Source organism: Halarchaeum rubridurum (genome assembly GCF_014647115.1).
Classification (GTDB): Archaea; Halobacteriota; Halobacteria; order Halobacteriales; family Halobacteriaceae; genus Halarchaeum; species Halarchaeum rubridurum.
This window is the reverse complement of the sequence record NZ_BMOO01000002.1, coordinates 116,091-138,888: the sequence shown is the minus strand read 5'-3', so window position 1 is coordinate 138,888 and position 22,798 is coordinate 116,091. Positions and strand designations below refer to the sequence as shown.

Below are 22,798 nucleotides of genomic sequence, written 5' to 3'. Positions count from 1 at the left end.
CCTCACCTCACCCTCCTCACGGCTCGACGAGGACCTTCACGGCGTCGCGCTCGGGGTCGAGGAGCGCCTCGAACCCCGCGGCGACGACGTCGTCGAGCGCTATCCGGTCGCTGACGAGGGGTTCGGGGTCGAGCGTCCCGTCCGCGAACATGTCGGGGACGGCGTCGAACTCGACGCCGCCGCGCGGTCCGGCCTCGTACGCGGCCGACCCGCCGACGGAGCGCTCGCCGAGGACGATCTCGTTCGGGTCGAGGGCGACGTCCTCCTCGAAGAGGCTGACGACGGTCACGGAGCCGTCGTGTTTCGCGGCGGCGATGGCGTCCCGGACGGTCGCCTCGATGCCCGCGACCTCGAACGTCGCGTCGACGCCGCCGTCCGTCGCGTTGAGGAGGGCGTCGAGCGCGTCCATCGCGCTCGGGTCGAGCGTGACGTCCGCGCCGACCTCGCCGGCGAGGTCTCGGCGCGTCTCCTGCGGCTCGACGGCGTAGACGGTCCGCGCGCCGGCCGCGACGGCGGCTTGGACGACCGTGAGCCCGATGGGGCCCGCGCCGAACACGGCGACGTCGTCGCCCGCCTCGAAGTCGGCGTTCCGGACGGCGTGGAGGCCGACGCTGAACGGTTCGACGAGCGCGGCGTGCTCGGCGGGGACGGAGTCGGGGAACGCGACGACCTTCTCCCGCGGGACGGCGACCTGCTCGGCGAAGCCGCCCCCGTTCCCGGAGAGCCCGACGAAGCCCAGCGACTCGCAGAGGTGGTAGTTCCCGCCCGTGCAGTAGCGACAGTCGCCGCAGTAGAGGACGGGGTTGACCGCGACCGTGTCCCCGACCGCGACGTCGGTGACGTCGCTCCCGACGGCCGCGACCCTCCCGCCGAACTCGTGTCCCATCGGGAGCGGCGCGCGCTCGCCCGTGACCGGGTGTGGCTCCGCGTCCGGCACGGTTATCGGGCCGGCGGCGTACTCGTGGAGGTCGGACCCGCAGATGCCGCAGGCCGCGACGTCCACCAGCACGTCGCCGTCGCCGACCGTCGGCTCCTCGATCTCCTCGACGCGAACGTCCTCCCGGCCGTGGTACACAGCGGCACGCATGGGTGGTGCTTCGGCGCGCCGCCACTAAACGGTGGGCGTCGATTCAGGCCTCGGTCGCGTCGTAGACGCCCTCGATTCCGGTGGGCACCGCCGTGACGTCGAGACGGTCGCCCTCCTCGTACGCCTCGGCCGTGACGACGGTGATCGCGTCGATGGAGCCGCCGCGGAGGAGCGACCAGACGCGCCCGAGCAGGGAGGGCGAGCCGCCGCGGCGACAGACGACGATGTAGCGGCCGTCGGCGCGCTCGGCGAGCGCGGGGTCGAGGTCGTGGTCGTCGCGGTCGTCCGGGGGGACGGCGTGGATGACCGTTCCCGTGACCGTCTCGGGTGTCGTCTCTGCCATCGTCGGGCGCTACGCGTCGCGGGCGTGTGAGCCCTCCGACTCCGAGCCGTCGCCCGCGGCGTCGAGGCGCGAGAGCACGGCGTCGAGGACCGCCGTCGTCGCGCCCCGGTGGAGCGGTTCGTTGTCGTTGCCGCACTGGGCGGACATCAGACAGGAGGGACAGCCGGTCGGGTCCGCGCAGTCGCAGCGCGCGACGCGCTCGCGGGTCTTCGCCGCGACGCCCTCGAAGTGGTCGTAGATGCTGTGTGCGAAGCCGACGCCGCCCTCCACGGCGTCGTGGATGAACCACGTCGGCGCGCCTGTCTCGGCGTGCATCGGCGTGCTGAGCCCGCCCATATCCGAGTTGTCGAGGCGGAGTTCGAGCGGCGCGAGCTTTATCATCCCGTGCTCCGCGCCGTGGAGGCCGCCCGCGAACGTCCACCCGGCGTCCGTGGCGGGCGCGCCGTCCGCGTCGAGGAGCGCGTCCGGGCCGAGCGCGTCGATGACCCGCCGCTCCATGTCGGCGGGGAGTTCGACCCACGTCAGGTGCGTGCGCAACTCGATGGGCGGCAGGTCGATGGGGTACGGCCCCTCCACGGTGCCGTCGCCGATGTCGTGGCGGCGGTACTGCGTGTAGTCGATCTCGACGGTGCCCGTCCCGGCGTGGAGCGAGTAGCCCCCGCCGAGGTCGCGCGAGCGCGTCGCCTCGACGTCGTGAATCCGCTTCTCGTGGGCGGTCGTCGTGTACTCGTTCGTCCGCACGCGTTCGAGTTCGACGTACGGCCGGTGGCGGTCCTCCACGAGGTCCACGACCTCGTACTGTTCGCCGTCGTACAGCACGAGCGCGCCCGGGTGGTAGTCGCGGTACGCCCGCTCGCGGCCGATGGGCTCCATGTCGATGTCGCCGTCGACCCGCCGCACCTCGTACTCGACGTCCGTCGTCGCGTACAGCGAGATCGAGGCCTGCGGGCGCGGGCGGCCGTCGTACTGCGCGCCGCGCTCCAGGTCGCCGACGAACTCGCCGGCGTCGCGCCAGACCGAGACGGCGCGTTCGAGGCGCTCGCGCGGGCCGAACCACGTCGCGTCCGCGGCGGTCAGCGGGAGCTCCTCGGCCGCACAGCGGACGTGGCGCGCGTAGACGTGGTTGTTCGAGACGTCGACGACCGCGTCCTCGATCTCGTCGCCGAGGAGGTAGTCCGGGTCGTCGAGGATGTACCGGTCGATGGCGTCCCGCCGCGGGACGAAGACGGAGAGCGCGTCCGACGTCCCGCGGCCCGCGCGCCCGATCTGCTGCCAGAACGACTGGCGCGTGCCGGGGTAGCCCGCGAGCACGGTCGCGTCCACGCCGCCGACGTCGATTCCGAGTTCGAGCGCGCTCGTCGTGAAGACGGCGTCCGCCCGGCCGCTCTTGAGGGTGTTCTCGACCGCGCGGCGCTTTTGCTTGCTCAGCCCCGCGTGGTACGGCTTCGCGTCGAGGCGCGCGTCCAACGGGTGGTCCCGCGCCGCCTCGCGCGCCCGCTTCGCCGCGATCTCCGTCCCCTGACGCGACCGGAGGAACGCCAGCGTCTGCACGCCCGAGAGCCCGAGGTGGCCGGCGACGCTCGCGGCTTCCGCGCCCGCGCGCTTCCGGGCGGTCGGGGCGTCCGCGTCCGTCGGGGCGTCGCCCGCGCCGACGCCCGTGCCGCCACCGCCGTTTCCGCGTCCACCGCCCACCCCGCTTTTTCCGCCCTCGTCGTCGTCGCGCCGCGGCAGCCAGAACGCGATGTCGCGGCGTCCCCGCGGGCTCCCGTCGCGCTCGACGACGCCGAACTCGTGGCCGACGAGGGCCTCCGAGTGTTCCCCCGGATTGCCGATGGTCGCGCTCGTGCAGACGAACTGCGGCGTCGAGCCGTAGTGATCGAGGATGCGCCGGAGCCGCCGGAGCACCCACGAGACGTGCATCCCGTGGACGCCCGTGTACGTGTGCGACTCGTCTATCACGACGAGGTCGGTGTTCGCGTAGACGTCGCGCCACTTCGCGTGGTTCGAGAGGTAGTGGTTGACCCCCGAGAAGTTCGTGACGACGACGTCCCGGTTCGCCCGGATGAGCGGCTTGCGCTCGGCCTTCGTGTCGCCGTCGTACGTCTCCGCGCTCGCGTCCACACCGAGGTCACGGAACAGGTCGTTCAGTGCCCGCTCCTGGTCGGCGCTCAACGCCTTCGTCGGGTAGCAAAAGAGCGCCCGCGCGTCCGGGTCGCGTCGCTTCAACAGCGCGTAGTAGAGCGCGTAGACGAGCGTCTTGCCCGACGACGTCGAGGTGGCGACGGTGACGTTCTCGCCGTCTCGGAGTCGCTCGAGCGCCGCCGCCTGATGCGAGTAGAGGTCGTGATCGAGCGCGTCCGCGAGCCCGTCGGGGAGGACGTCGCCGGGCGGGACGGTCTCGGCCGCCGCCGCGGGGACGGTCTCGGTGTGCGCGAGCTGGTCCGGCTCGGCGTCGGGGTACGTCGCTTCGAGCGCCGCGGGCGTCAGCTCCCGGGCGAGTCGGTCCTCGCTCATCCGAAATCACCGAGCGTCCCCTGCGTGGTCGTCGTCGCCGCCGACTCGCGCGGGCCGTCGCTGTGCGCGACGCCCGGGACGGGGTCCGCGTCGCGCACCGCCTCGTAGACGTACGCGAGAGCACGCACGTCGTCCTCGCAGTAGCGCTCGTGGCGCTCCCAGTCGAGTTCGGTCGCCCGCGAGGGGTTTGCGAGCCACCGCCGGAAGCGCTGGCCGACGACCGCGCCGCTCAGGCCGGTGTTCGCGTCCTCCCACCCGAGCGCCGCCGCGACGTCGCCGAGCGCGTTCGTCGTCCCCGGGAGGACCGCGTTGTCCCGCGTCGAGGCCCACCAGAGGAGGTCGAACGTCCACGCGTCGCGCCACGCGTCGGCGTGCTCGGGGCAGTAGCGCTCGATATGCTCGTCGAGGTGCGGGAAGTCGAAGCGCTCGCCGTTGTACGCGACGAGCGGCCGGTCGCACGCGTGGGTCGCGTACCACTCCGCGAACGCCGCGACGGCCCGCCCCTTCGCCTCGGGGTCGGTGGCGAGGAAGGAGCGGTACGCCTCGGTGCGACTATCGTAGACGCCGATCAGCCATATCATCGTGGGGCTGAGCCCGTCCGTCTCGATGTCGATGAAGACGGGGTCGTTGCCCGGCAGGCGCTCCGCGGAGGTGCGGTAGGCGACGCCCTCGCGTCGGGCCTTCGCGCTGTAGCGTATCGTCCGCTCCGTCGTCGCGCCGAGGCCCTCGCACGCCTGGAGGTCGCCGGGGTCGCTCGCCGCGACGGCCGCCTTCGTCTCGTAGCCGGCCTCGCGCAGCGTCGCCGCGCGCGTCGGTCCGACCCCGTCGAGGCCGCGAAGGCCGAAGCGTCCCGGGTCGTACGTCTCGCTCGCCACGGTGCCGTCGCCGTAGAGCGAGACGGCGGCGAGACGGGCCGACGGCGTCGCGCTCGTCTCGCTCGCGCCCGGCCACACGCCCGCGACGGCGAGGCCGTCCCAGTCGTTCCGATAGCCGGGGTCCGCGTTCGTCGTCAGGTGGGTGTACGAGCCGTCGAGGGCCGCCTCGCGCAGTGCGTCCTCGTACGCCGCGCGGCCGTCGAGCGTCGTCTCCAGCGCCGTCAGGTCGACGTCGACCGCGAGCGCGTCCGAGAGGACGTACGTCTCGCTGGCCGCGTCGAGGTCGCCCCGCTCCTCGTGGCCCCGAAGGGTCCCGAGACCCCGCGGCGTCGAGACGCACGCGAGCTGCGGACCGGAGTCGCCGGCGACGACCCCGGTATCGAGGCGGGCCGCGCGGAGCACGCGGGCGTCGCCGGCGACGGCGTCGAGTCGCGCGCCGTCCCGCGGGCGCTCGGCGAGCACGGCGTCCGGGTCGAGGGACGCGAGCGACTCCCGGAGCGCCCGGTCGGTGAGTGCACCGAGCGCGGCGGCCGGATAGACGGCGAGCGTGACGGACGCCTCCATTCGCCCGCACCGAGGAGCGGCACGCGCTTAAACGAACCGCCGGAGGGCCGACGGGTGACGCGTGAACTGCGGGTGGCGCGGGGAACGCGTCCGGCCGATGGCGGCACCCGCATCCCCTTCGTGTCCCCTTCGGCCCACCTTCAGTCGTCGACCGCCGCGTCGTCGGTCGCGCCGTCGTCGGCCGCCGCGTCGTCGAACTCGACACCGGTAATCTCGAAGCGCGCGCCGCCCGCTTCGCTCTCCGTCGCCTCGAACGCCCAGTCGTGCGCCGCGACGACCTGCCCGACGATGCGCAGGCCGAGACCGGGTCCCCGCGACGTCGAGACCTGGCCGTCCTCGCCGATCTCCGCGCGGACGTCCGGCGGGATGCCGGTCCCGTCGTCGGCGACGTAGAAGCCGTCGTCGAGGCGACCGACCGTGACCGTCACGCTCTCGCCACCGTGCTCGACGGCGTTTCGAAAGAGGTTCTCGACGAGCTGCTGGAGGCGTCCCCGGTCCGCCCGGACCGTTCCCGTGACGGCCGCGTCGAGCGTCGCGTCCGCGGTGTCGACGTGCTCCCAACACTCCCGGACGAACCCGCCGAGCGAAATCGGCTCGCGGGCGGTCGCGTCCTCGCCGTCACGGGCGAGCGTCAGGAGGTCGTCGATGAGCGCGGACATCCGGTCGTGCGCGCCCGAGACGGTGTCGAGGTGGTCGCTGTCGCACTCCTCGCGCGCGAGGTCGAGATAGCCGTCCGCCACCTGCAGCGGGTTCCGCAGGTCGTGCGAGACGACGCTCGCGAACTCGTCGAGGCGGGCGTTCTGCCGTTCGAGCTCGCGCTCGTAGCGCCGCTGCGCCGTTCGGTCCTGTATCGCGCCGCGGAGCGCGACGACCGTCCCGTCCGCCGTCTCGGGGACGCCCTGGAGACGAACCCAGCGCGTCTCGCCGTCCGGGCGCACGCACCGCACTTCGACGTCGAACGCCTCGCCGTCCGAGAGGGCGGCCTCGACGGCCTCGGCGACGGTCTCCCGGTCCGCTTCGTGGTAGACGTCGAGCGCCGCTTCGAGCGGGACGGTGTCGGCCGTCTCGACCCCGTAGAGGTCGCGCACCCCCTCGGTCCGGAAGACCTCCCGGGTCTCCGGGTCGATCTCCCAGCCGCCGACGTCCGCGATTCGCTCCGTCCGTTCGAGGAGGTCGCGCATCCGCTCGATCTCGCGCTCGCGGGCGCGGCGCTCCGTGAGGTCGCGCCCGACGCCGACGAGCCCGACGAGTTCGCCGTCCGCGTCCGTCAGGCGCGCGCCCGTGAGTTCGTGGGGGATGGCCTCGCCGTCCACGGTGACGACGTCCGCGCGGACCGTCGCCTCCCCGGTTCGGAAGGTCTCCTCGATTGCCGCGGCGACGCGCGCCGCGTCCTCGTCGTCGAAGAACGCCGTGGCGAGCGTCCCCGAAAGGTCGTCCGCGTCGTAGCCCGTCACCTCGCCGAGGCGCTCGTTCCAGCGCTCGACGCGCCCCGACGTATCGAGCACGTAGAAGATGTCCGTGAGCGTGTCGAGCGCCTGGTCGACGAACGCCTGCTCGGCTTCGAGTTCGCGGCGCTGTCGGCGGCGCTCCGTGATTTCGCGCGCCGACGCGATGAGCGAGACGACTTCGCCCTCGACCGTCACGGGCCGAATCGTCCCGCTGACGCTGTACGGCTCGCCGCGCGCGTCGGTACCGTCCGCGTCGAAGGAGACGTACTCCCCGGCGGCGGCGCGTTCGACCCACGACCGCACCCTCGCCGCGTCGTCCGGGTCCCACCACGCCGTCTCCCAGAACGGCGCGCCGAGCACGTCGTCGCGCTCGGCGTCGACGAACGACATCGCCGTGCCGTTGACGCGCTGGACGGTGCCGTCCGGGGCGAGGAGGCCGACGAGCATCTCGGGGTCCTCGAAAACGGCCTCGAAACGGCGCTCGTTCTCGCGGCGCTCGACCGTCGCCCGTCGGCGCTCCACGGCGTGTCCCACGCGGTTGGCGAGGAGGACGTACTGCTCGTCGCCGTCCTCGTTTCGCAGATAGTCCGTGACGCCCGCCGTAATCGCGCGGCTGGCTATCTCCTCGCTGCCCGTCTCCGTGAAGAGGACGAACGGGAGGTCGGGGTGGTCGGCGCGGACGGCGTCGAGGAAGTCGAGGCCGTCGCACTCGGGGAGGTCGTATTCGGAGACGACGCAGTCGACGGCGTGCTCCGCGAGGACAGCGAGCGCCGTCGACGCGTTCGGGACGGTCTCGACGGCGAAACGTTCATCCTCGCGTTCGAGACGCTCCGCGACCGTTTCGGCGACCTCGGACCGGGCGTCGACGTAGAGGACCCGGATGGGGGCTGCGGGAAACATGGACTGCTCTCGATAGAGTCGTTCACCGCCCGCTACGCCGTCCAGCGGCTAAAACGTACCGTGAAGTCGAGGCGACGCGTGACGACGTCCGACGACGCGCGACGCGCGCCCGTCAGTCGTCGTTAGCCCCGCTCGTGCCGTTCTCGCCCGCGGTGCGCCCGGCATCGTCCGGGGCGCGGAACCACGTCCGGTTCGGTCCGAACACGAGCGGGTCGGCGTCGCGGCCGAGTCGCCGGAGGAAGCAGACGAACGCGACGACGCAGATGACGGCGAACGGCGCGCCCGTGACGATGACGGAGGAGCGCAGCGCGCTCGCGCCGCCGAGGACGACGAGGATCGCCGCGACGACGCCCTGCAGGACGCCCCAGAAGAGGCGGTTGAGCGCGGAGGGGTTCTCCGCCCCGCCCGTGGTCAACATCGCCACGGAGAGCGTGGAGGAGTCCGCCGAGGTGGCGAAGAACGTCACGACGAGCACCATGAACAGCGCGCTCCAGAGGTCGCCGAGCGGGAGCGCGCCGAAGAGCGCGTAGCCGGCGACGCCGTTTCCGAGGCGTCCGACCGGGTCGAGTATCTCCGCGACGCCGGCGTGCTGGAGCCACATCGACGTCCCGCCGACGACGGTGAACCAGGTGACCGACACCCCGGTCATCGTGACGAGGCTCGTGAACAGCACCTCGCGTATCGTCCGGCCGCGCGAGATGCGCGCGAGGAACAACCCGACGAAGGGGGCCCACGCGATCCACCACGAGACGTAGAAGACCGGCCACGCGCTCACGTACCCCGCGCCGCCGGTCGCGCCCGTGAACAGGCTCATCTCGAAGAACCGCGCGAGGTAGACGCCGAGCGCCGTCGAGCCGACGTTGAGGACGTCGAGCGTCGGCCCGAAGACGAACGTCACCGCGAGCAAGAGCGCCATCAGCGCGAGGTTGAAGTCCGAGAGCCGCCGGATGCCGCGGTTCACGCCCGCGAGCAGCGAGACGGTGAAGACGACCGTGATACCGACGATGACCAGAACGGTCGCCGCCGGCCCGAACTCGACGCCCGTCCCGTACGTGACGCCCGTGAGGAGCTGGGTGGCGATGAAGCCGAGGCCGGTGGCGACGCCGCCGATGGTGGCGACGACGGCGAGGACGTCCACGGTCCGCCCGACGACGCCGTCGAGGTTGTCGCGGCCGAGCAGCGGCAGGAGCGCGGTCGAGACGCGGAACGGCGCGCCCTCGTTGTAGGCGTAGTACGCGACGGGGAGGCCGATGGCGAGGTAGCCGCCCCACGCCGTCATGCCGTAGTTGAAGAACGTCGTCGCCAGCGCGGGCACCATCGCCGCCTCCGTCCCGCCCGCGACGTCCGCGAAGTACGGCGGGACGGTCTGGTAGTGCAGGAGGGCCTCGACGGGCCCGAAGAAGACGATGCCCGCCGACAACCCCGCGGAGAAGAACATCGCCACGTACGAGACGTAGCTGTACTCGGGGTCGCCCTCGCCGAGCGTGAGCCGACCGTAGCGACTGCACATGAGGACGGCGGCGAGGACGACGAGGAGGAAGCCGCTGGCGAGGTAGAGCCACGAGAGCCCGCGCCCGACGGCGCCGTACGCGGTCGTCAGCCGCGTCGAGACCGTCTCCGTGTACAGCGCGGTGACGGCGACGAACAACAGCGATATCGACGCGCCCGCGACGAAGGGGAGGACGTCCACCTCCTCGGCGAACTCCGCGAGCGCGCGGCGTGGCGACCGTGACATCGTAGAACGCTCGCACACTCCCCGGGCGCGCGGTTAAAACCCCGGCATCGTAACCGAGATTTTCAGTCCACACACTGGGTTCGACCCGGCAATTCAACGGCGCTGTGTGACTGTGGGGTGTTCTTGTCACAGCAAGGCCAAAATAACAGAATTTTGTTCGACCATTCTCAGATACGAAGTTCACCGTAACCAAAATGATTAATATGGAATAATATAGTGTTAGTGTCGTGACTGGACAAGAACCGAGGTTTTCCCGACGACAATATCTCACCCAAGTCGGTGGCGTCGCGACCACACTCGCACTCGCCGGCTGTTCGTCGCTGGGCGACGACGAGACGACGAATCGATCATCAACGACGCCGGGCGAATCGACCAACTCATCGAATATTACCGCCTACGAGGGACTTACGTACGCCGAACGCAGGCAAGGGGCGTTGAAACTGGATCTCTACGTCCCGCAAACCGAGTCTGACCCCCCGCTCTTGGTGTATTTCCACGGCGGTGGCTGGATAGCCGGTACACGGAAGGAAGATACGGCGATGCTTCGGCGACTCGCCGAGACGGGGTACGCCGTTGCCACCGTTGACTATCGGCTCTCCGAGATTCCCGACGGAATGGAGCCCGCGCTGGAGCCGGACCCGGATAATCCAACACCCAGAGCGACGTTTCCGGCGCAGATACTCGACACAAAGGCGTCGGTCCGCTGGCTCCGTGCGAACGCTGGTCAGTACGGCTACGACGCCGATCAGGTCGCTGTTTGGGGCACTTCGGCAGGGTCGCACCTCGCGGCGCTTACCGCGACCGTTGATGACGTTACGGACGTTGCTGGTGACGTCTATACTGACGAGCAGACGACTCCCACCGTGGCGACCGAGCAGTCCGGGACCGTGCAAGCGGCGATGCTGTGGTTCACGCCGACGGACTTTCTTCGGATGCAGGACCAGTTTGAGCGTGAGGGGGTCTCGGGCGTTATCTCACATAACGCGGCGAACTCCCCGGAGTCACTCCTCCTCGGAGGACAGATTACGGAGAACGAAGCGAAAGTCGAGCGTGCGAACCCGATCACCTACGTGGACGAGGGCACGCCACCCATGCAGATGATGCATGGTCTACAGGACAGGGTCGTCCCGTATCTGCAGGACGTCATCCTCTATGAATCGCTTCAGGATGCGGGTGTGGACGCAACGCTCTATCTTCTCCACGAGCTCGGCCACGAGTTCTTCTTTGATGACCTTATCACCGACCCGACGATTAAGCAGACCGTTCGTGTCACCCATACTCATACGAGTGACACGTCGATCTCGGGCGACCTCGTCGCGGGTCGGGCCCCAGCTGGACCCGAGGCGATGACCGATTTTCTCGCCCGTACCATCCACGACTGACCAAAAAATAGGCGAGCGAGTGATAGTTTATCGAGAGGTCCATCGCTCGTGGCGTCGTTCCCGTGCGCTCCCACGCGCTGCCGGCCACAAGTATCAACCGCGATCCGGCCGCCACGGTCGTATGAGCAAGTTCAGCGCCGACGAACTTCTCGACGAAGTGTACGGTCGCACGGGCGCGGACGACGAGCGCGTCGTCGTCGGACCGGGGCCGGGCGAGGACGCCGCGGGCGTGCAGGTCGGCGACGAGACCCTCGTCGTCAGCACCGACCCGATATCGATGGCGGCCGACCGCATCGGTCAGCTCGCCGTCACCATCGTCACGAATACGGTCGCGGCCGCGGGCGGCGACCCCCGCTACCTCACCTCGACCGTCCTCCTCCCCGAGCACGACACCGACCTGCTCGGCGAGGTCGTGGGTCAGATAGACGAGACCGCGAGCGACCTCGACCAGTCGGTCGTCGCCGGCCACTCGGAGAGCGTCGTCGGCCTCGACCGGCCGCTCGTCTCCATGACCGCGCTGGGGCGCGCCGACTCGTTCGTTCCGACGTCCGGCGCGGAACCCGGCGACGACGTCGTCCTCACGAAGGCCGCCGGAATCGAGGCGACCGGCGTGCTCGCCACCGACTACCGCGAACACCTCGACGGCGTCGACGACGACACGGTCGAGCGCGCTCGCGCGTTCTTCGACGACGTCAGCATCATCCCGGACGCCGCGGCCGTCCGCTCGCACGCGAACGCGATGCACGACCCGACGGAGGGCGGCGTCCTCGCCGGTCTCGTCGACCTCGCGCTCGCCGCCGACGTCACCATCGACGTCGCGCGCGACGACGTGCCGGTGCGCGAGGAGACCCGCGCGCTCTGCGAGGCCGCGGGCGTCGACCCCCTGCGCGTCCTCTGTTCGGGCGGCCTGCTCGCCGCCGTCCCGTCCGACGAGAGCGACGCCGTCCTCGCCGCGTGCGCGGACGCCGGAATCGACGCGGCCGTGGTCGGCACCGTCGCGGACGGCGACGCCGGTGTCAGCCTCGACGGCGAGCGGTTCGAGGCCCCGCCGACGGACGAGGTCTACGAGCTACTGGAGTAACGCGTACCGGAGGGTGAGCGATTGCCGTCCCGGCGCGGATTCGCGTCGGGGTCGCGGCCGCTCACAGTGCGGCGACGACCCGCCGGCACGCGGCGGGCACGCTTTCGGCCCGCGCGGCCGCGGCGGCGTACCGACGGAGGGGGTCGTGGAGGCGTCGCACCCGCACGTCCCCGCGGTAACCGGCGAGGGAGTCGTCGGCGTACGTGACGGACATCGCCGCGTCCGCGAGCGTCGGACGGGCGAGCGCGGGCCGCGGGCTCTCCGCGAGCGCATTCCGAATCGCGTCGAGCGCGCGCTGGCGGGCTTCGCGTACGTCCGCGGCGTCCTCGACGCGGTACGCGCCCCCGTCCCCGTCGAGTCGGGACCGGACGCGCTCGTACGCGCCGGCGGCCGCGAACCCCCCGACGGCGTCGACGACCGCGCGAGCGGGGCCGACGGGGTCCGACAGCCGCCGGACGCCCGACTCGACGTCGTCGCGGAGGCGGCCGCGGAGCCGCCAGCCGAACTCGTCGCGGTCGTCCCCGCTCGGTTCGGACGGGAGGGCCGCGCGCCGCTCCCGGAGGTCGTCGGCGAGCGCGTCCGCCGCCGCGGTGAGTGCGTTTTCGACCGTCCCCGCGTCGTCCGGGAGCGACGCCGCGTACCGGGCGAGCAGGTAGCGCGCGTCGTCGGTGCTCGCGCGCGCCGACTCGGCCCGCTCCCCCCATTCGGCGACGCGCAGGAGCGGGCTCGACTCGTGGACGGCGGGAGCGGAGTCGGCGACGACCGCGAGACGCCGTTCCGCCCGCGCGTAGACGAGGGCCGCGCGGACCGGGTCCGCGCCGCGATACGCGAGGTCCGCCCGCAGCGTCCGGGCGTCGTCACGCGCGCGTCGGTGGGCCGCGCGGAGCGTCGCTTCCGTCCGGTTCGTCTCGACGTACGCCCAGCCGGCCGCCGCGTATCGCGCTCGCTCGCGCGCCCGCGAGAGGTGTCGGAGCGCCTCGAAGCGCGTTCGCGCCGACCGTGCGCGCTGCCCGGCCGTCGTCGCGTCGTCCGCCGCGTCCAGGAGGCGCTCGCGGATCACGCCGTTCGGGAGCCGCCCCGCGTCGAGCGGGATCGGCACCGTCCCGAGGAGGTCGTCGACGCGGCGCGAGCGCGCGCGCAGCGCCGACGCCTCTATCTCGACCGGGATCGACTCGGCGACCACCGGGGTCGACTCGTCGTCGGCCGCGTCGCGGAAGCGGTACGCCGAGACGGTCGGCGCCGACTCGCCGTCGTTCCCGAGGCGGTCGAGGCCGCTACAGCCGGCGAGGGTGCTCCCGCCGACGACCGCGAGGAAACCGCGGCGCGTCGCCGCCCGCCCGTCGCTCACCGCCCGTCACCTCCCGCGGAGCCGGCGGCGTCCGCCGATGCGTCGCGCTCGGCGCCGGACGCACCTCTCGCTCCGTGCCCGCACCCGCCGGTGCCGACGCCCGTGGCGAAGGAGTTGATAGCGTCCCCGTCGAGGGCGACCGGGAGCCGGATCAGCCGGGACTCGAAGACCTGCGCGTCGCTCGCGCAGCGCTCATCGTACGGCCTGAGCCGCCGGACGTACTCCGTCTCGATCTCGTCCGGCCCCCACGAGACGTGACAGAGGCGCAGGCGGTAACACGCCGCGACGAGCCGCGTCTGGAGGAACAGCGTCTCGCGCTCGAACTCCGTCGCGTCGACGAACGCGGCGACAGCTCCGTCCTCGTCGTCCGCATCGAGCCGGGCCGCCGCCGACCGCGAGTCGACGACCGCGTATCCGGCGCCGAAGGACAACCGCTCGCGCGCGCTCCCGTCGGCGCGCTCCCGCTCGAAGTCCGGCGGGCGGATGGGCGGGACGTCCGCGTCGACCCGGCGGCGGACCATCGGCGGATCGACGACGGTGTCCGCCGGGTCGTGCGTTCGCTCGCCGCCCGATTCGACGGTGCGGGAGGACTCGGCGGAGCCGCCGAACAGTCCGTTACAGCCGGCCAATCCGCCGAGGCCGGCGACGGCTACGTGGAGGAGTCGTCGTCGTCGCGTGGGAGGGACCATGAGGGACCACCCGATGCTGTGCGAAGCGACGAACAAAGCGCTTGCGTCCCCGCCGCGTGCGCCCGACGGGGGTTCGGGCGTCGGCTGCGGCGGCATCCTCGTCGCTTATGTGGCCGGGGGCCCTCCGCCCGTCCGAATGCGTTCTCGACTCAGACATCCGCTCGCCGCGGTCGTCCTCACGCTCCTCCTGACCGTGCCGTGGCTCTGGCTCGCCGTGAGCTACGGCGGCTACGGTGCGGTCCACGTCGGCGAGAACGTCGCCGCCGGGACGGCGGTGCTCGTCGCCGGGGTCGCCATCCTCGGTGCTGCGTTCCTCCTCGCGTGGGCGGCCGAGACCGCCGAGAAGGACGTCCCGCGGGCGTTCGCCATCGCCGTCCTCGCGGTGCTCGCCGTCGCGCCCGAGTACGCCGTCGACGCCCTCTACGCGTGGCAGGCCGGGGCGGGCTCGGCCGACGCCGCCAACCTCGCCATCGCGAACATGACGGGCGCGAACCGCATCCTCATCGGCCTCGGCTGGGCGGGTATCGCCCTGTTCAGCATCTACCGGGCGAAGAGCGCCGAGGACAGCGCCGTCGAGAAACGAGAGGGGTTCCTCGCGGACGCCGTCACGCTCGACCGGAGCATCGCCATCGAGATCACGTTCCTCCTCGCCGCGACGGCGTACGCCTTCGTCGTCCCCATCGGCGGTATCGGCCCGCTCGACACGCTCTTCCTCGTCGGCCTCTACGTCTGCTACCTCCTCATCGTCGTCCGCGGCGACGTCGAGGAGCCGGAGGCCCACGTCGGCGTCCCCGCGTACTTCCAGAACTACCCGCGGCTTCCGCGGGTCGCGCTCGTGCTCGTCGGCTTTGCCTTCTCCGGCGCGATAATCTTTACCGCCGTCCACCCGTTCGCGGAGGGGTTGGAGACCCTCGGCTTGCAGTACGGCGTCCCCGAGTTCTTCATGATACAGTGGGTCGCGCCGCTCGCCTCCGAGAGCCCCGAGCTCGTCGTCGTCGCCTACCTCGTCAACAAGGCGCGCTCGACCGCGGGGTTCAACGCGCTCATCTCCTCGAAGCTCAACCAGTGGACGCTCCTCGTCGGGACGCTCGCCGTCGTCTACTCCATCTCCGCGGGCGCGATCGGCGCGCTCCCCTTCGACACGAAGCAGGCCGTCGAAATCTGGGTGACGGCCGCCCAGAGCTTCTTCGCCATCGCCATCCTGACGAACTTCGAAATCGACGCCCGCGAGGCCGTCGCGCTCCTCACCCTGTTCTCGACGCAGGTGCTCGCGGAGTTCTACGTGATTCGGACGTACGCCGAACCCGCCGCGACCGAGGTCAGCATCACGATTCTCTACGCCTACACCGCCGTCTACCTCGTCCTCGGCGGCGCGCTCTTCTACCTGCGACGGGACAGCGTCCAGCGCCTCCTCCGCACGACGCTGCGCGACGCCCGCGGCGCGCTCCTCGGTGGCGGGAGGTGAGGTGAGACACGGGCGCACGTCGCGCGCCGTGTCACCGAGCGGCCGAAACGCCGTTGTCCGGGCCGCCGGTAGGGACCGGCCACGACGGACCCCATGGTTCTCGCCATTCCCATTCTCGCCGGAGTCGAACGCGCGCTCGCGCCGGCGCGCGAGGCGCTGATTCCCGTCCTCTCCGACACGCGCGTGCTCGCCGTGTGGGCGCTGGCCGTCTGCTGCTCGCTCGCCGTCCTCTGGTGGGACGTTCGCGCGCGAAACCGAGCCCTCCCGTCGCTGATGAAGGGCGTGTGGACGCTCGTCGTCGCGTACTCGGGGCCGTTCGGCCTCGCGCTCTACTGGTACGCCGGCCGGACGCAGATCGCCCACGACTCGCCGTGGCGCCGCGGCGTGCGCTCGACCGCGCACTGCTACTCCGGGTGTGGCGCCGGCGAGGTCGTCGGCGTCACCCTCGCGCAGGGCGTCCTCGCGCTCTCCGTCGGCTGGGTCGCGGCCGCGACCTTCGGCTTCGCCTACCTGTTCGGCTACGCGCTCACCGTCGGCCCGCTCGTGCAGGAGGGCGTCGGGCTCCGCGAGGCGCTGCGCGACGCCCTCTACAGCGAGACGCCGTCGATCACCGTCATGGAGGTCGTGGCCATCGGCGCGGACGTCCTGCTCGCCTCCGAGGCCACCATGGGCGACGCGCTGTTCTGGTCGGCGCTCGCGCTCTCCCTCTCGCTCGGCTTCCTCGCGGCCTACTCGGTGAACCTCCTCCTCATCCGCGCCGGCGTCAAGGAGGGGATGGGGAATCCGGCGACGATGGACGATGGGTAGCGTCGCCGGGGATGACCTGTCGGCCATCGCAGCCGCTTCGCTCGCCGTCCCCCCTCACTCCCACTGCCAGCCGCCGAGTGGAGGGACGCCGTCGCCGAGGGAGAGGTACGCCCGCGTGAGGAGCGTCGTGTTGAGGACGGCGACGACGGCCCCCACGACGAGCGAGACCGCCTGGATGGCGACGACGCTCGTCATCGTGGGGTCGGGGAACGCCACCTGTATCCCCTGACTCACGAGCAGTTGCGCCGCCATCGGCCCGAGGAGGACGGCGAGGATTCGCAGCCGATTCCCCCGCGTCGTCCGCCAACTCTCGACGAACGCGCGCGCGGCGTTCCGGTCCCGCAGCGCGATGGAGTGGGGGACGAACGAGAACGACACCATCACGAACAACGCGGGGAGGCTCAGGACGGCGAACGCGACGAAGACGACGACTCGCGGCGACGCGACCGCGGTGAGTCGGAGAACCGCCCGGGGCGCGTATCGGAGCACGGCGTAGCCGACGAGCCCGATTGTCAGCGCCTCGAAACAGAGGAACAGGACGAGCTGACCGAGACCGCCGGCGAGCGTGTTGAGCGACGCCCACCCGAGTCGGTGGAAGACGAGCTCGTCGGGCAGTCGGCGGCGCGGATCGGCGACCATCACGCGCGCGGCGACGACCTGCACCGGCGCGGTCAAGAGCCCGCCGGTGACGACGCCGAGCGACCCCGCGGCGACGGCGATCGAGAGCGGCAGCGACGTGCCGGGCGTCGGGGCCGCGGCGGGCGGGGTCCCCGGTACCGACATCGGCACGTACGCCGTCGCGAGGGCGTAGACGAGTCCGACCTGCACCGCGGACGCGAGCGCGAACGCGACCACGAGGAGGGCCCCGGGGCGGGTGAACGCGAAGGAGAGCCCGGTGGAGAGCGTGCGACGTATCGGGAGGTCCATACCGGCCGTACGTCCGTCGACAGTTGAAACCCGCCGGTCGCTTTCCGGGACGGAAAACGTTCCCGGGCTCGGCCCCGGGAATCGTGGAGGGCCGAAGGGATCGGCGGGCGGCCCGCCGACGTCGACACCGAGACGGCCCACCGGTATAACACCCGAGCGCGGTTTTCCGGGTCGGACAACCGGCGGCGGGTATTAACCCCTCCCGGCCGAACGATCCGCCGTGAGTGAGGACCGGCCGGACGAGGAACTCTTCGCGCTCCTCGACGACGAGTACGCGCGCGCCATCCTCACTCAGACGAGCACCGAACCGATGTCCGCGAAAACACTCAGCGACCGATGCGACGCCTCGCTTCCCACGGTCTACCGGCGGGCGGAACGGCTCGTCGAGGCCGGACTCCTCACCGAACGGACCGAAATCGGCGACAGCGGGCACCACTACAGCGTCTTCGAGGCCCGTCTCGACCGTCTCACCGTCGACCTCGACGACGGCGAACTCACCGTCGCGGTCGAGACGACGCCGGACGACCCGGCCGACCGCTTCACCGACATGTGGGAGGGGATATAGATGGCGGACGCGACGGCGTACGCCGGCTATCTCGTTCTGCTGGCCGTGACGCTGCTCGCCCTCGTCCTGAGCCTCGCCATCGTCCTCCAGGCGTACCGGGGCTACCGGCGCAACCGCAGTCGCCCGATGCTCTACCTCGCGCTCGGTCTCGTCCTCCTCACGGTCGTCCCGTTCGCCATCTCGCTCGCGGTCGCGTCGCTCGGCCAGCGCCTCGGGTTCGGCCCGCTCGTCTACACCTACTACGCGCCCATCGTGAGCCGCGTCGTCGAGATCGCCGGCCTCGCCAGCATCCTCTACTCGCTCTACGTCCGCCGGTAGGCGTCGCCGTTCGCGACGACGAACGGACCCGTCGACGACACCGAGGGCGACCGGCGGGCCGGACGAGACGCGTCCGGCCATCGTTTTCCGGGCCGGAACATCGTCGCTGCGTTTAACCTACGGCAACCGAAACGGTCGGTCGTGACCCTGAATATCGGTTCCTCCCTGACCGGCGGCCTCGGACGCGTCGCCACCCGAAACGGCGCGCTCCTCGTGGCGGCGTACGCCGTCGTCGGCCTCGTCTGGCAGGTCGCCCTCTACAGCCTGCTCGCGACGCAACTCCCGCGCGACGCCGCGACCGGGGCGGCGGCGCTCCCGTCCGTCGACGCGCCGCTGTCCGTGCTCGCGCTCGTCACCGTACTCGCCTTCGTGGCGCTCCAGTACCTCACCATCGTCGCGGTCCGCGTCTTCGTCGCCGGCGAAGCGCGCTCGATTCCCGGCGAGTACTACCGTCGAAACGCCCTCGGCGCGTTCGTCAACGCGGTCGTCGGTGGCCTCGTCTACGGGGTCATCGTCGCCATCGGGACCGTCCTCCTGGTCGTTCCCGGCATCATCGCGTACGTCGCGTTCTGCTTCACTATCTTCCACGTCATCGTCGACGACGAGAACTTCGTCGCGGCGCTCCGCGATAGCTGGCGGCTCACGCGCGGCAACTGGCTTCGGCTGTTCGTCGTGCTCTTCATCCTGTTCGTCGTCGTCGGTGTCGTCGGTGGCGTCGTCTCCGTCGTCGCGTCGGTCGTCATCGGTGCCGTCGCCGGCCCGTCCGCGGCCACCGTCGCCTCCGGCGTGTTCGCGCTGCCGTTCTCGCTCCTCACGCTCGGCGTGCTCGCCGAGGCGTTCGTCCAACTCCGCGAGGGGGACGCCGCGGTCTGAGTCGGCCTCTTTTACTCCCCCCTCCGCTCCCCGCTCCTCGCGGTACTCCCCGGGGCGCGCCCCATCGTCGGACCTCCGACGACCGTCCGTTCGTGGGCCCCGAGTCACCACTCGGCGACGCTGCCGTCGTCGTGTCGCCAGACGGGGTTGTGCCAGTCGACGTCCGTCTCGGCCTGTTCGCGGACGTGCGCCTCGTTGATTTCGACGCCGAGCCCCGGTGCGTCCGGGATGGAGACGTAGCCGTCCTCGTAGTCGAAGACGGACGGGTCCGCGAGGTAGTCGAGGACGTCGCTCGTCTCGTTGTAGTGGATGTTCAGGCTCTGCTCCTGAATCGTCGCGTTCGGCGAGCAGGCGTCGACCTGGATACAGGCGGCGAGCGCTATCGGCCCGAGTGGGCAGTGGGGCGCGAGCGCGACGTCGTAGGCCTCGGCCATCGCCGCGATCTTCTTCACCTCCGTGATGCCGCCGGCGTGCGAGAGGTCGGGCTGGATGACGTCGACCGCGCCGCTCTCGAAGACCTCCTTGAAGTCCCACCGGGAGTACATCCGCTCGCCCGTGGCTATCGGAATCGAGGTGCGCGCGGCGATGTCCGGGAGCGCGTCGTTCTGCTCGGGGAGCACGGGCTCCTCGATGAACATCGGCTCGTAGGGTTCGAGGGCGACGGCGAGGCGCTTCGCCATCGGCTTCGTCACGCGGCCGTGGAAGTCGACGCCGATGTCGACCTCGTCGCCGACGGCCTCACGAACCTCGCGGAGGCGGTTCACCGCGGCCTCGACCGCCGCGGGGTCGTCGAGGCGCTCCAGCTCCTCCGTCGCGTTCATCTTCAGCGCGGAGAACCCCTGCTCGACCTTCCGCTCGGCCTCGGCGGCGACGTCGCTCGGGCGGTCCCCGCCGATCCACTGGTAGACCTCGATGCGCTCGCGGGCCGCGCCCCCGAGGAGCTCGTACGCGGGGACGCCGAGCGATTTGCCCTTCGCGTCCCAGAGCGCCTGGTCGATGCCCGCGATGGCGCTCATCAGGACGGGCCCGCCCCGGTAGAACCCGCCGCGGTACATCGTCTGCCAGTGGTCCTCGATGGGGTTCACGGGCTCGCCGAGCAGGTAGGTCTCCATCAGTTCCTCCACGGCCGCCCGCACGGTCTTCGCGCGCCCCTCGACGACGGGTTCGCCCCAGCCGACGATTCCGTCGTCCGTCTCGATCCGCAAGAAGAGCCAGCGCGGCGGCACCTCGAAGAGCTCGTAGTCGACGATTCGCGTCATCTCCCGGGACCTGCGTCCACCACGCTATTGTAGGTTGTCGTCTCAGTCGGCGGGTCGTGCGACGGCGTCGGGAGCACGCGAGCGCGACCGCAGGACGGCGCACCGACGTCGCCGGTTCGGGGCCGCCGCTCGTCACGACCCGGAGCGCGTGACGGCGCGTCCGAGGCCGGCGACGAGCGCCATCGCGGCCAGTCCGGTGAGGGAGAGCGCGAGCACGCCGGCGAGCGAATCCGCCATCCGGAACGTCGCCGCGGTGTCGATGAGGTAGCTCCCGAGGTCGTCCGCGTAGAGGAACAGTTCGGCGGCGACCATCCCGCGGACCGCGCGGCCCGCGCCGAGGCGGAGGCCGGTCAGGACCGACGGGAGGGCGGAGCGGAGGTACACCTCGCCGTAGACGACGCGCGGCCCGGCACCGAAGACCCGCGCGGCGTCGACGGCCCCCGTGTCGGTCTCGCGGACGCCGGTCTCCGTCGTGACGACGACGACGAACACCGCGAAGAGGAAGACGAGCGCGGTCTTCGCCAGCGGCGTCAGGCCGAACCAGACGACGAACAACGGGGCGAGCGCGACGACCGGCGCGGCGTAGAGCGCGTCGACGACGGGGTCGTAGGCCGCGGCGAGGCGCTCCGAGAGGCCGAGCGCGAAGCCGACCGGGACGCCGACCGCAACCGCGAGCGCGTAGCCGAGCGCCGCGTGGACGAGGGCGTCCGCGATGGCGCGCCGGAGCGTCCCGGTCACGACGACGTGCTCGACGAACGAGGCGGCGACCGCGACCGGCGACGCGAGCAGCGTCCGCGTCGTGGCCGTGTAGGCGTACCACGCGAGCAGGAGGGCGAGGACGGACGCAGCGCGGAGCAGGACGCGACGCCGGCGGTCGGTGAGCGCGAACGCCTCGTCGCGCATTCAGCGCACACCCCCCTCGACGCGTTGCCACGGGGCGTAGCGGCGTTCGAGCGCGCCGAGGCCACCCGACAGGCCGGCCGCGAGGACCATCAGGACGAGGACGACGGCGAGCGCGCTGTCCGTCTGACTGTAGCGCTGGTAGCCGTGGAGGAGGCTGCCGAAGCCGGCGTACACCCAGAGCTCGCCGACGACCATCCCCTTCACGGCGCGGACGGCGCCGAGGCGGAGCGCGGCCGCGACGTGCGGGAGCGAGGCCGGGAGGAGGACGTGCCGGTAGACGCCGAACCGCGACGCGCCGAAGACCCGTCCGGTCTCGACGAGCGCGTCGTCCACGTCCCGCACGCCCGCGCGGAGGGTGAGCGTGACGTGGAAGACGGCGAAGAGGAAGACGACGACGACGTAGAAGCCGAGGCCGGCCCCGAAGACGGCGATGAGCAGCGGGAGGAGGCTGGCGACGCTCGTCACGAACAGCGTCGTCACGGGCGTGTCGGCGAGCGCGTCCGCGCGCTGCGAGAACCCCATCAGGAGCCCGAGCGGGACGCCGACCGCGACCGCGAGCGCGTAGCCGAGCGCGAGCGTCGGCAGGCTCGCCGCGAGTGCGCCGACTAGCTCGCCGGAGGCGACGAGGTCGACGCCGGCGACGAGGACGCCCGAGAGCGGCGGGAGCCGGTCCACGACGAGTCGCGCGAGCAGCTCCCACGCGAACGCGAGCGACGCGACGCCGAACAGCGGGTCGCGGACGCGGGCGCGCACGTCCATCGCAGTCATCGGCTCCGCCGACGCGGCCGTCGACCCGGCCGCCGCAAGTGTCGACCCGGCCGCCGCAAGTGTCGACCCGGCCGCCGCAAGTGTCGACCCGGCCGCCGAAAGTGTCGACTCGGCCGCCGCGAGCGCCGCGAGCTCGCGGGCGTGACGCACCGCAGGTACTCGGTGCGTCGGGCGGCGTCGGTCACTGTTCGCCCCGCAGGTGGTCCCAGATTTCGCGGCGGTACTCGGCGAACGCGGGCGTCGTCTCCAGCTCGCGGCCGTGGCGCGGGCGCTCGAAGGGGACGTCGACGGTTCGCGTCACCGCGTTCGGGGCCGCGCCCATCACGAGCACGCGGTCGGAGAGCAACAGCGCCTCCTCGATGTCGTGCGTGACGAAGAGGACGGTCGTCCGCCGGTCCTCCCAGAGGTCGAGGAGCTCGGACTGGAGGACGGCGCGCGTCTGGGCGTCGAGCGCGCCGAACGGCTCGTCCATGAGGAGGACGTCCGGGTCGACGGCGAGCGCACGCGCGAGGCCGACGCGCTGGCGCATCCCGCCGGAGAGCTCGTCGGGGTAGGCGTCCGCGAAGTCGGCGAGGCCGACGGTGTCGAGCCAGTCGTCGACGCGCTCGCGGCGCTCGGCCTCGGGGACGCCCTGTCGTTCGAGCCCGAAGGCGACGTTCCCGCGGACGGTCCGCCAGTCGAAGAGGTTGAACGACTGGAACACCATCGCGCGCTCCGGCGAGGGGCCCTCGATGCGCTCGCCGTCGACGAGCACGCGCCCCGCCGTCGGCGTTTCGAGCCCGGCGAACAGCCGGAGGAGCGTCGTCTTCCCACACCCCGAGGGGCCGACGACGGAGACGAACTCCCGGTCCTCGACGGTGAACGAGACGTCGTCGACGGCTATCACGTCACCGGCGTCGCTCCGGTACGTCTTCCGGACGGCCTCGGCGCGCAGCGTCGTCATCGCG

20 protein-coding genes are annotated in these 22,798 nt (G+C 71.6%); 7 read left to right on the top strand and 13 right to left on the bottom strand.

Annotated features, from left to right (window positions below):
* Positions 1 to 16 precede the first annotated feature (16 nt).
* From IEX84_RS04185 to IEX84_RS04160, 6 genes are all read right to left on the bottom strand, one after another.
* Positions 17 to 1,087 carry a 2,3-butanediol dehydrogenase gene (locus IEX84_RS04185; protein ID WP_188870145.1) on the bottom strand — a complete coding sequence of 357 codons (1,071 nt, stop codon included), beginning with the start codon at positions 1,085 to 1,087 and terminating at the stop codon, positions 17 to 19.
* Between the two features lie 43 nt (positions 1,088 to 1,130).
* Complete coding sequence (locus tag IEX84_RS04180) at positions 1,131 to 1,430, bottom strand: DUF7526 family protein (RefSeq protein ID WP_188870144.1); 300 nt, start codon at positions 1,428 to 1,430, stop codon at positions 1,131 to 1,133.
* A gap of 9 nt (positions 1,431 to 1,439) precedes the next feature.
* Positions 1,440 to 3,944, bottom strand: a complete 2,505-nt coding sequence (locus tag IEX84_RS04175) for a DEAD/DEAH box helicase (protein ID WP_188870142.1) — start codon at positions 3,942 to 3,944, stop codon at positions 1,440 to 1,442.
* Complete coding sequence (locus IEX84_RS04170) at positions 3,941 to 5,383, bottom strand: ribonuclease H-like domain-containing protein (protein WP_188870140.1); 1,443 nt, start codon at positions 5,381 to 5,383, stop codon at positions 3,941 to 3,943. The genes IEX84_RS04175 and IEX84_RS04170 overlap by 4 nt, the downstream gene beginning before the upstream one ends.
* Positions 5,384 to 5,523: 140 nt before the next feature.
* The gene (locus IEX84_RS04165) at positions 5,524 to 7,731 is read right to left on the bottom strand and encodes a hybrid sensor histidine kinase/response regulator (RefSeq protein WP_188870138.1); all 2,208 of its coding nucleotides are present in this window, start codon (positions 7,729 to 7,731) and stop codon (positions 5,524 to 5,526) included.
* 112 nt (positions 7,732 to 7,843) lie between these two features.
* The gene (locus IEX84_RS04160; RefSeq protein ID WP_188870136.1) at positions 7,844 to 9,466 is read right to left on the bottom strand and encodes a BCCT family transporter; all 1,623 of its coding nucleotides are present in this window, start codon (positions 9,464 to 9,466) and stop codon (positions 7,844 to 7,846) included.
* A 227-nt stretch (positions 9,467 to 9,693) separates the two neighbouring features.
* Between IEX84_RS04160 and IEX84_RS04155 the strand changes: the two genes are divergently transcribed.
* Together IEX84_RS04155 and IEX84_RS04150 are read left to right on the top strand one after the other, a co-directional pair.
* Positions 9,694 to 10,848, top strand: coding sequence for an alpha/beta hydrolase (locus tag IEX84_RS04155; RefSeq protein ID WP_229732302.1), 1,155 nt, complete (start codon positions 9,694 to 9,696; stop codon positions 10,846 to 10,848).
* 121 nt (positions 10,849 to 10,969) lie between these two features.
* Positions 10,970 to 11,929 carry an AIR synthase family protein gene (locus IEX84_RS04150; RefSeq protein WP_188870134.1) on the top strand — a complete coding sequence of 320 codons (960 nt, stop codon included), beginning with the start codon at positions 10,970 to 10,972 and terminating at the stop codon, positions 11,927 to 11,929.
* A 61-nt stretch (positions 11,930 to 11,990) separates the two neighbouring features.
* On the opposite strand, the gene IEX84_RS04145 is transcribed toward IEX84_RS04150, so the two are convergent.
* Positions 11,991 to 13,277 carry a hypothetical protein gene (locus IEX84_RS04145; RefSeq protein WP_188870132.1) on the bottom strand — a complete coding sequence of 429 codons (1,287 nt, stop codon included), beginning with the start codon at positions 13,275 to 13,277 and terminating at the stop codon, positions 11,991 to 11,993.
* A complete protein-coding gene (locus tag IEX84_RS04140; protein WP_188870130.1) occupies positions 13,274 to 13,966 on the bottom strand; it encodes a hypothetical protein in 693 nt (230 codons plus the stop codon). Before IEX84_RS04140 ends, IEX84_RS04145 begins: the two co-directional genes overlap by 4 nt.
* Positions 13,967 to 14,102: 136 nt before the next feature.
* Between IEX84_RS04140 and IEX84_RS04135 the strand changes: the two genes are divergently transcribed.
* Positions 14,103 to 15,431: a sodium:calcium antiporter gene (locus IEX84_RS04135; protein ID WP_188870128.1), complete on the top strand. Its 1,329-nt coding sequence runs from the start codon at positions 14,103 to 14,105 to the stop codon at positions 15,429 to 15,431.
* Between the two features lie 93 nt (positions 15,432 to 15,524).
* On the top strand, positions 15,525 to 16,238 hold the full coding sequence (locus IEX84_RS04130; RefSeq protein ID WP_188870126.1) for a DUF4396 domain-containing protein: 714 nt from the start codon (positions 15,525 to 15,527) through the stop codon (positions 16,236 to 16,238).
* Between the two features lie 54 nt (positions 16,239 to 16,292).
* Here IEX84_RS04130 and IEX84_RS04125 read toward each other — a convergent pair whose 3' ends face one another.
* The gene (locus tag IEX84_RS04125; RefSeq protein WP_188870123.1) at positions 16,293 to 17,165 is read right to left on the bottom strand and encodes a hypothetical protein; all 873 of its coding nucleotides are present in this window, start codon (positions 17,163 to 17,165) and stop codon (positions 16,293 to 16,295) included.
* Between the two features lie 220 nt (positions 17,166 to 17,385).
* Between IEX84_RS04125 and IEX84_RS04120 the strand changes: the two genes are divergently transcribed.
* From IEX84_RS04120 to IEX84_RS04110, 3 genes are all read left to right on the top strand, one after another.
* On the top strand, positions 17,386 to 17,730 hold the full coding sequence (locus IEX84_RS04120) for a winged helix-turn-helix domain-containing protein (protein ID WP_188870121.1): 345 nt from the start codon (positions 17,386 to 17,388) through the stop codon (positions 17,728 to 17,730).
* Positions 17,731 to 18,048: a DUF7521 family protein gene (locus tag IEX84_RS04115; protein WP_188870119.1), complete on the top strand. Its 318-nt coding sequence runs from the start codon at positions 17,731 to 17,733 to the stop codon at positions 18,046 to 18,048.
* Positions 18,049 to 18,189: 141 nt separating this feature from the next.
* Positions 18,190 to 18,921 carry a hypothetical protein gene (locus tag IEX84_RS04110; protein WP_188870117.1) on the top strand — a complete coding sequence of 244 codons (732 nt, stop codon included), beginning with the start codon at positions 18,190 to 18,192 and terminating at the stop codon, positions 18,919 to 18,921.
* A 104-nt stretch (positions 18,922 to 19,025) separates the two neighbouring features.
* Here IEX84_RS04110 and dgoD read toward each other — a convergent pair whose 3' ends face one another.
* From dgoD to IEX84_RS04090, 4 genes are all read right to left on the bottom strand, one after another.
* Entirely contained in the window at positions 19,026 to 20,180 is a 1,155-nt protein-coding gene (gene dgoD / locus IEX84_RS04105) for a galactonate dehydratase (protein WP_188870115.1), read from the bottom strand.
* 132 nt (positions 20,181 to 20,312) lie between these two features.
* Positions 20,313 to 21,083 carry an ABC transporter permease gene (locus tag IEX84_RS04100; protein WP_188870113.1) on the bottom strand — a complete coding sequence of 257 codons (771 nt, stop codon included), beginning with the start codon at positions 21,081 to 21,083 and terminating at the stop codon, positions 20,313 to 20,315.
* Positions 21,084 to 22,001 carry an ABC transporter permease gene (locus IEX84_RS04095; protein WP_188870111.1) on the bottom strand — a complete coding sequence of 306 codons (918 nt, stop codon included), beginning with the start codon at positions 21,999 to 22,001 and terminating at the stop codon, positions 21,084 to 21,086.
* Positions 22,002 to 22,032: 31 nt separating this feature from the next.
* Positions 22,033 to 22,794 carry an ABC transporter ATP-binding protein gene (locus IEX84_RS04090; protein WP_188870109.1) on the bottom strand — a complete coding sequence of 254 codons (762 nt, stop codon included), beginning with the start codon at positions 22,792 to 22,794 and terminating at the stop codon, positions 22,033 to 22,035.
* Positions 22,795 to 22,798 lie beyond the last annotated feature (4 nt).